The sequence below is a fragment of the Faecalicatena fissicatena genome (assembly GCF_016900595.1).
Taxonomy (GTDB): Bacteria; Bacillota; Clostridia; order Lachnospirales; family Lachnospiraceae; genus Claveliimonas; species Claveliimonas intestinigallinarum.
The window spans coordinates 202077-210213 of the sequence record NZ_JACLYY010000006.1 but is presented as its reverse complement, the minus strand read 5'-3'; the positions used below and the strand labels follow the sequence as shown (position 1 = coordinate 210213).

At 44.5% G+C, this 8137-nt stretch carries 7 protein-coding genes and 1 pseudogene; 2 read left to right on the top strand and 6 right to left on the bottom strand.

What is annotated here, in order from left to right; genetic code table 11:
* Positions 1-192 precede the first annotated feature (192 nt).
* The 4 genes from H7U36_RS08295 to H7U36_RS08280 are packed head-to-tail and all read right to left on the bottom strand — an operon-like array spanning position 193 to position 4704.
* Entirely contained in the window at positions 193-1020 is an 828-nt protein-coding gene (locus H7U36_RS08295) for a carbohydrate ABC transporter permease (protein WP_033127160.1), read from the bottom strand.
* Entirely contained in the window at positions 1017-1940 is a 924-nt protein-coding gene (locus tag H7U36_RS08290; RefSeq protein WP_205156000.1) for a carbohydrate ABC transporter permease, read from the bottom strand. The genes H7U36_RS08295 and H7U36_RS08290 overlap by 4 nt, the downstream gene beginning before the upstream one ends.
* A gap of 9 nt (positions 1941-1949) precedes the next feature.
* Complete coding sequence (locus H7U36_RS08285; protein ID WP_033127158.1) at positions 1950-3242, bottom strand: ABC transporter substrate-binding protein; 1293 nt, start codon at positions 3240-3242, stop codon at positions 1950-1952.
* Positions 3148-4704, bottom strand: a complete 1557-nt coding sequence (locus H7U36_RS08280) for a glycoside hydrolase family protein (RefSeq protein ID WP_205155999.1) — start codon at positions 4702-4704, stop codon at positions 3148-3150. Before H7U36_RS08280 ends, H7U36_RS08285 begins: the two co-directional genes overlap by 95 nt.
* Positions 4705-4982: 278 nt before the next feature.
* On the opposite strand from H7U36_RS08280, the gene H7U36_RS08275 reads away from it, so the two are divergent.
* Positions 4983-6038, top strand: coding sequence for a substrate-binding domain-containing protein (locus H7U36_RS08275; protein WP_033126579.1), 1056 nt, complete (start codon positions 4983-4985; stop codon positions 6036-6038).
* 18 nt (positions 6039-6056) lie between these two features.
* A pseudogene (locus tag H7U36_RS15550) lies at positions 6057-6323 on the top strand (DUF624 domain-containing protein); the annotation flags it as partial.
* A gap of 167 nt (positions 6324-6490) precedes the next feature.
* Here the strand turns inward: H7U36_RS15550 and H7U36_RS15195 are convergent.
* Positions 6491-6745, bottom strand: a complete 255-nt coding sequence (locus H7U36_RS15195) for a hypothetical protein (protein WP_243426729.1) — start codon at positions 6743-6745, stop codon at positions 6491-6493.
* A gap of 34 nt (positions 6746-6779) precedes the next feature.
* On the bottom strand, positions 6780-8108 hold the full coding sequence (locus H7U36_RS08265; protein WP_205155998.1) for a glycoside hydrolase family 32 protein: 1329 nt from the start codon (positions 8106-8108) through the stop codon (positions 6780-6782).
* Positions 8109-8137: the final 29 nt, after the last annotated feature.

Below are 8137 nucleotides of genomic sequence, written 5' to 3'. Positions count from 1 at the left end.
ATGTGCAGGGAACGTACCGCTTAACTTTAGAGTTGATAAGTAGGGGATTTTTCTTGATAAAAACCGGAAGGATCATTGAAATGTTGATAACTACAATAGAAAAGCCCCGGGGTAAACCGGGGACTTTGTCTACAGTCTGAAGGCAGCATTCCCATGCTGCCTGGTAACCACATTTTCATATTTCTCCTCCTTCTATCCTTTGGTAGCGCCTGCAGTCATTCCTGCAGTCACCCATTTATTTAGGGCAAAATAGATAATAAGCGGCGGAAGTATAGAAATTGCAATTGCCGCAAATGTAGCTCCCCAATCTACATTTCCAAATGCCCCTACATAATCTTTCAATCCCATGGCCACTGTTTTGGCGGAATTTTCACTGACAAACGTATTGGCAAATATAAAATCATTCCATATCAATATACTGTACATTGATGCGATAGTAATCACAGTATTTCTCGCCAGCGGAAATACAATCTGGATAAAAGTGCGGAATGGGGAGCATCCGTCTACAATAGCAGCTTCAATCAGTTCATCCGGCACAAACTCATAGAAACTTACAAACATCATGACTGAAAGCGGTAACGCAAACCCTACCTGCGGCAAAATAAGAGCAAAGCTTGTATTCAATATCCCCATTTTGCTATAAAAGATAAACAGCGGAATAAGTGTAATCTGCACTGGAATCATAATGCCAAAAGTAAAGAAAGAATAAACTTTTCTTCTTCCCCGTACCCTGAACTTAGAAAGAGCATATCCGGCTGTTGCGCTCAAAACAATAATAAGAAGCAGAGAAATTCCTGTCACCTTCAAGCTATTCCACATATAAGTTCCGATGTTTCCATCTCCGAGTACTTTGGCAAAATTCTCAAAAGTAATAGTTTTTGGCAGAGCAAACGGCTGACTTGATAGCTCGACGGTCGGTTTTATACTCGCAATAAATAGCCAAATAACCGGATAGATCTGGACGATCAAGAAAGCCAGGATCACTAGGACAAACGCTATCTTCATCACTTTCTTTTTCATTTATCCTTCCTCCTTCTCTTCTCTCTTTTCATCCTCCTGGCCTCTTTTTCCTCTTCTGTCATAAAAATCTTACGAAGAATAAACACTACCAGAATACTTTCCACTATTATGAATACTGCCAGAGCACTTCCATAGCCATATTGATTACTTGAAAACGCTTTTTTGTACATGTAAGTCGACATCAGTTCACTGGAATTCCCAGGTCCACCATTTGTCAGCAGATACGGTATATCAAATCCCCGCAGAGCCCCTGTCAGACACATAGTTAACGTCAGCAGGATGATATCCTTGATCAACGGCAGTTTGATACGGAAAAAAATCTGGAATTCAGTCGCTCCATCTACTTTAGCCGCTTCATACACTGACGGATCCAGCGAGACAAGCGCTGCGTAAAAAATCACCATATACATTCCGGTAAATCTCCATCCCTCCGGTATGGAAACTGCCGCCAATGCTGTACTTACATTTGCCAGCCAGGATGTAACCAGATTCTCCAGGCCAATAGCCTGGAGAAATTGGTTTATAAGTCCCATAGGTTCCGTGGAATACATACTTCTGAAAAGCTGACCAATGGCTACAGTCGTAACAATGCACGGCACATAATACAATGTCTTGATCAGCGTCACGTGTTTGGTCATGTAGGTGAGCATAACGGCAAACAAAAGGCCGATTCCAAGCTGCATAGCCACAACAATCACGAGATAGATCAGATTATTTAAAAATGCTGTGTAAAACACTTTATTATGGAACATCTGAATATAATTATTCAGTCCGACAAAGGTTTTCTCGCCGATACCGCCCCACTCCATAAAGCTTAACCGGATAGATTCTTCTATTGGATAGAAGACTGCAAATATATAGAATAGCAGACCCGGCAACAAAAATGCCAAAAAAGCTTTTCTACTTCTTATGACGCCCATCTTTCCCTCCTATTTTGCGTTTTGCGCAATCGAATCATCAATCATAGTACAGAAGTCATCCACAGACATATCGCCGGAAGCTAACAAAAGAAGATTATCCTGCATAACTGTATTCGTATCCGAATCCAGATAAGTATCCCATGGCTTCAAAAAGTTTTCTCCTGTATTTTCCATATCGTCCCTAATACGCAGATAAAGATCTGAAAATTCCACATCATCAGGCAAATCTGTTTTAATAGGTGACATCTGCTGCTTACCAGCATAGAGTTTTCCGTAATTATCAATTACGTAAAGAACAAAGTCTTTTGTTTTCTCATCAAAGGTTTCCGCATTAAAAGCCATTCCAATTCCGGAATTCACACAAAACTCATTTTCTTTGGTCGTTGCATCATCAGTCATAGGCAGGTAGAAGTAGTCAATTTTCCCCTGCTCATACGCATCCTGCATAGCTGCAATCTCCCAATCACCTATATAGTACATTGCTGATTTTCCATCCAGGAACATTGACTGGGCCGTAGCATAGTCTGTGGCTCCAAATCCTTCGTTAAAATACTGTCCCATCTCCTGAACAAACTCCGCAGCTTTTTTCCCGGTTTCGCTGCTCATTTTCTCTTTTCCATCTCTCAGGTTAATGATAAACTCATTTCCCGTCTCACGGAAAGGAAGCATTGCAAGATATCTCTGCACCGGCCATCTATCCACTCCATCTACAGATATAGGAGTAATTCCATTCTCACTCAGTGTTCTGCACACCTGCAGCCACTCATCCATTGTTTTGGGCGGTGTAAGGTTATACTGATCAAAGATTTCCTTATTGTACCATGTCATTTCCACATGATACTCTAATGGGAGCGTATACATGGATCCATCTGTAAACTCCTGATATTTCAGTGCGGTAGGATAATAATCATCGTATTTGCCATTATCCTCAAGGAATTTCTTCACATCCACCAGCATCCCCTGGTCTACAAGCTCCTGACAGTAAGGATCTGCATCGATGTCTATGATGTCCGGCATATTGTCTCCAGCTATCAGCGTACGCAGTTTTTGAAGATAAGATGGGCGATCCGCAGTTGTCTCAATATTTATCTTCCATTTTCCGCCCTGCTCCTCACTGTAGTCGTCCGCAATCTGTCTCATCACCTGATCGATCGCTCCATCTACCGGTCTGGAGGTCATCCATGTAACTGTTGTAACACCATCCTCTTCAGCACTGTTTTCTTCTTTCGTCGAGCCACATCCTGCCGCCAAACCTGTCACCATTCCGAGTACCAATACTATACTTACAAGTCTCTTTTTCATTCTTCTCCTCCTCGTATCTCTTTAACAAATGAAAATTTTTCACCTTTACTTCGCCCTGGATAACATATACTCCAATATTTCCACCTTTATGGTCATACATTCTCCAGGAAAGTGCCGTCTCCTCATTGATGTAGACTATACAGATATCTTTATATTTCAGAAGCTGGATATGATATATATCATTATGTGGGATTTTTCTTTCTGTCTCGATCTGGCAGGGAACATCTCCTTTTATCTGCCATTGGTAAAATCCTTTTTCAGATCTGGGCCACATATCCCATGCAGCTGTACCCTTCTGAGGATCCATTCTGAGAAAGTACCCTTTTTCCATCATCTCGTCTGCATGCACTAAAATCCCGAATTCTGATGCTTTCCGGACCTCCACATCAAATTCTGCCAGAAAGCACTCCGATGACAGCGGATACATGGCCGCCCCCAGCGTTCTGCCGGCAAGACAAATTCCATCCTGCTCCTGTCTGATCTCTCCCTGATAGCTTTTTATCTGCAGATCTTTCTCCTCATGTTGAAATGACTCCTGTATACCTTTGATCATCTTTGTCCCAAGACGGCCTGTTGTCGGATCCTGTATAAGCTCGTGAAAAGCCATCGTTCCTCCCCATTCCCATGGGCCGAAATCCCGATTTTCATATTTGCTTGCTATCCATCCAAAAGCATATCTTTTTTTTCCATCAGAGGCGGTCTTTATGGCATAGTTCGCACGCGTATCAAACAAGTCTTCTTCCGGGATCTCCCACTCTCCGTTCAAGCTCCTGCCAATACGGTAATGAGTGGCAAAACGATCTGAAAATGTTGAAAAGACCAGATACCAGTACTTTCCCATCTTAAAAACTTCCGGACACTCCATTGTGATATACATTCCCGGTGCATAGAAAGGTTTTTCGTAACTCCAGTGCATAAGATCCCTTGACCTGCACAGAGCCACACATCCTCCTCTCCGTTCGCCTGATCCCTTTATACGAGCTGCCAAAAGCATATCGTAACAGCTTTCTTCTTCATTCCAAAAAACATATGGATCTCTCCAGTCAAACTCTTCGTACAGTTCTCCATCTGCTGTAAAAATGAAATCTTCAACAGTTTCCAAATGTTCAGGATCCAGGCCTGTCGCCTGCATGACCGACTGAATACTCTTTCCATTTATCATTACACGACTGTTATATGCCGTGTAAAACGCATGATATATTCCGTCCCTGTCCTTTATAACAGACCCCGTATAAATATTATAATTTGGATCTTTCTCTCCCCCTCTCTTTATCGCCTCACCCTTATACTCCAGATTCACAAAATCCTTTGTCTTTACAAGATGCCACGTCGTCTCCTCTGCATATTCTTCAGGATTTTTTCTCGGATCATGCAAATAAAACGCATAGAACATTCCGCCATCATAATAGGGTATAAGGTCTCCTACCCAGGCGTCCTTTGGTTGATAAAGTAACTCTTCCATATTCACTCCTTTCTAAAATGCACATTTTGCACTATGTATTTCGTGCATTTCTTTTTTGTTTCTGTGCATATATATTACCATATGCACTATTTATTTTCAATTATTTGTCCTCTTTTTCCTTTTTTCCTCCCTTTTCCATATAAAAAAAGCCTTTGTTTTGTATATTTTCTATAATTTGTTCTACTATTTTTGTGCATTTTGTGCATTTTTGTTTTTATTTCAAACTTCTCTTTCCTTATGAGAAAATTCGTGTTAGAATATGCGCAGGAGGTGAATGCATGAAATGCACAATTAAGCAACTAGCAGAAGAGCTCGGTCTTTCAAGAAATACCGTCGCAAAGGCGTTGAAAAACAGTAGCGATGTTTCTGACAAAACAAAACAGATTGTTCTAGCCAAAGCAAAAGAACTAAATTACAAAAAACTTGATCCGGACACTCTAAGTCAATTGCCGAAACAAGAGGAGATTCCTGAATCTCCGGTAACAAATGGATCCATCCTTTTTCTCACAAGAACATATGCAACCGATTCCGAATTCTGGACAACTGTGTTGACCGGCATAGAATCCATTCTTTCAGCTGCTCATTACCACCTGGTCATTGGAATTATGTCTGAAAGTGACCTGAAAAAGCTGGAATTTCCAAATGCAATAGAAGATCCTTCTATCAAAGGCATTATTATGGTGGAGATTTGTGATGAAACCGTGTGCAACGCACTGCTAAAGTATGGCCTGCCCATTGTGACAGTTGATATGCCAAAGAAATATACAAGCGCCATGGAACATATTGACGTGATCACGATGGAAAATAAAAGAAATGTATATACGATTGTCAGCCAGATGATTGAAAAAGGTTCCAAAAAATTCGCCTTTATCGGAGACCTATATTCAGCAAACGTGGGACGGGGATTTCAGGAAAGATACGAAGCTCTCTGTGAATGTCTGTCAGACCACCATCTAGAGATTGAGCAGGCCTGTTGTCTTTTGCATGAGACATCTGAAGATTTCAGAGATTTTCAGTTTGTCATCAAAAAAATACAGGATATGCCTTATCTTCCAGATGTCTTCATCTGCGGCAACGACTGGACAGCTATTCAACTGATATATGCGCTCCAGGCATTGGGCTATCAGATTCCCAGAGACGTAAGTATAGTAGGTTTTGATGGTATTCCCGCATCCGAGCGTATTGTCCCTTCGCTGACCACTATTTATACGCCCAAAAAATACCTGGGCATAGCTGCTGCACGGCAGATGCTTGAGCGCATCCAATATCCTGATTCACCGAAAGTATATTCAGAGTACAGCACCCAACTGTTCATACGTGACTCCACAAAATAGAGATGAGGAGGGACCCAAATGGAACATATTTTTGATATAAACGGGAAATTTTTTTCTATGTTCACCCGTCTGGCAGATATAATCCTGCTGAATATTTTATTTATCATCAGCTGCCTTCCGATTGTCACTGTGGGAACAGCTCTCTGCGCTCTTTATCAGACTGCCATGCAGATAACCGAACATACAGAATCGTATATACACCAGGATTTTTTTCGCAACCTGAAGCAGGGATTGTATCCCAATGGACTTGCTGGACTTCTCTCAACAGGATGTGTCTGTATATGCGTTCTTAATCTCAGAACACTTCCTTTTTTACACAAAGGATCTGCTGGTATAGTTCTTTTCTGGTTGCAACTGTTATTTCTGTTTTGTCTGTATGTTTTTTTACTTTATATCAGCATTCTTCCAAAGCCATACAGAAGGACACTGAAAAATGCCTTACGCAATGTTTTCTATCTGGCATTTAAGCATCTCCCCACCAGCTTGGTTTGCTTGTGTATCTCCTTGCTCCCAGTCGGATGCTTTCTACTATTTCCAGGGGAAGTGAAATGGATCCTTTCATTCCTTCTGACAGTAGGATTTTCATTAATTTCTCTCGCCCATTCTTTCCTGCTGCTGAAGGCCTTAAAGAGAGAGAACATTGAACTGTAAACGTGTATGTCAAAAAGTTTTCCATAGTAAAAGCCCCTCCTAAACAGCTCCAGCATTTTGCTTCATCTGTCTAGGAGGGGCAGTCTTTCATCAGTTCTCTTTTCCGGTAAAAATCCTCATCTTCTTCCCCTCACCGCTGCACCCTATCTTGTCCTCCAGGCCGTACACGGCGTTGCTGATCACACACTCTCCCTCGTTCACAAAGACCTCCACCAGGTCTTTGTCCACCACCACATCCAGGTGGAAGCCCCCCTTCAGGGCCGGCGTCTCCGAGCGGAGGTGGGCCCCCGGGAAGGAGGGGAACACGGCGCTCCGGTCCGTGCAGATCCGGTCGCCCTCCCGGCGGATGACAAATCCGCCCACATCAAGCTCCTCCCCGTCCTCCAGGTCCAGTGAGACAAGGTAGCCGTCCTTCGCCCGCTGGGAGCCGGCCGGGATCTCCTGCGAGTAGGCGGCCCGCACGTTCGGGTGCATGGGGAAGAAGATGTGCCCGTCCCTTACCTCCACCACTCTGGGGGTACAGAACATGCCGATCCATCCCTCGTCCGTGACCTTGGGCATCCGCACCCAGGCGGAGAGGATCCGCCGCCCCTCCGCGTCCAGTGTCGTCTGGGGCGCGTACAGGTCCAGGCCGCAGTCCAGGAACTGGTACACATCCGGGATCTCCATCCGACAGGAGGACTGGTCAAACTCCACATGAAAGCAGATAGACTGGTTTTTCTCCTTCTCCCCGTTCTTAAGGAAGCCCATGGCGGAAAGGATCAGCACCTTGCCCCCTTTCGTCTCAAAGTAGTCCGGGCACTCCCACATCCAGCCGTACTCGGGTCCCTTGAATGCCTTGTCCACGTAGGTCCAGGTGTGGAGGTCATCGCTCCTGTAGAAGAGCACCTCCCCGTACTTTTCTCCCACCGTGCTCCCGAGGACGAGATACCAGTGGTCCCCGCTCTTCCAGACCTTGGGGTCCCTCGTGTGGGTCCGGTCGCCGATGGCCGGGTCCGTGATGGGGGGGATGATCACCTTTTTCCCGTTCTCGTTGTCAAAGTGAAATCCGTCCTCCGAGGAGATCATGAGCTGGGCGGACTCAAACTGATCGTCCAGGCATGTGTGAGGGTCCTCCGGGTTCACCACCTCGTACCGGACGCCGGTGTAGATAAGGTAGAGTTTGCCGTCCTTCTCCACCGCGCTCCCGGAGAAGCAGCCGTTCCGGTCCTCCCTCATGGTGGGGTACAGGGCCAGATCCCTGTGCTCCCAGGTTACCAGATCCCTGCTCACCGCGTGTCCCCAGTGCATGGTCCCCCACCGGGGACCATAGGGAAAATACTGATAAAACAGATGGTAGTATCCTTTGTAGTATATAAAGCCGTTGGGGTCGTTTACCCAGTTGTCCGGCGCTTTCAAGTGTAATCTCTGTGTTTTCATACTGCCTCCGTAATAAATGCTATTTTTTC

What these genes read in the sequence shown, in the direction of transcription:
- H7U36_RS08295 (WP_033127160.1), bottom strand. Translation starts at nt 1,020, where the DNA reads ATGAAAAAGAAAGTGATGAAGATAGCGTTTGTCCTAGTGATCCTGGCT.
- H7U36_RS08290 (WP_205156000.1), bottom strand. Translation starts at nt 1,940, where the DNA reads ATGGGCGTCATAAGAAGTAGAAAAGCTTTTTTGGCATTTTTGTTGCCG.
- H7U36_RS08285 (WP_033127158.1), bottom strand. Translation starts at nt 3,242, where the DNA reads ATGAAAAAGAGACTTGTAAGTATAGTATTGGTACTCGGAATGGTGACA.
- H7U36_RS08280 (WP_205155999.1), bottom strand. Translation starts at nt 4,704, where the DNA reads ATGGAAGAGTTACTTTATCAACCAAAGGACGCCTGGGTAGGAGACCTT.
- H7U36_RS08275 (WP_033126579.1), top strand. Translation starts at nt 4,983, where the DNA reads ATGAAATGCACAATTAAGCAACTAGCAGAAGAGCTCGGTCTTTCAAGA.
- H7U36_RS15195 (WP_243426729.1), bottom strand. Translation starts at nt 6,745, where the DNA reads ATGCTGGAGCTGTTTAGGAGGGGCTTTTACTATGGAAAACTTTTTGAC.
- H7U36_RS08265 (WP_205155998.1), bottom strand. Translation starts at nt 8,108, where the DNA reads ATGAAAACACAGAGATTACACTTGAAAGCGCCGGACAACTGGGTAAAC.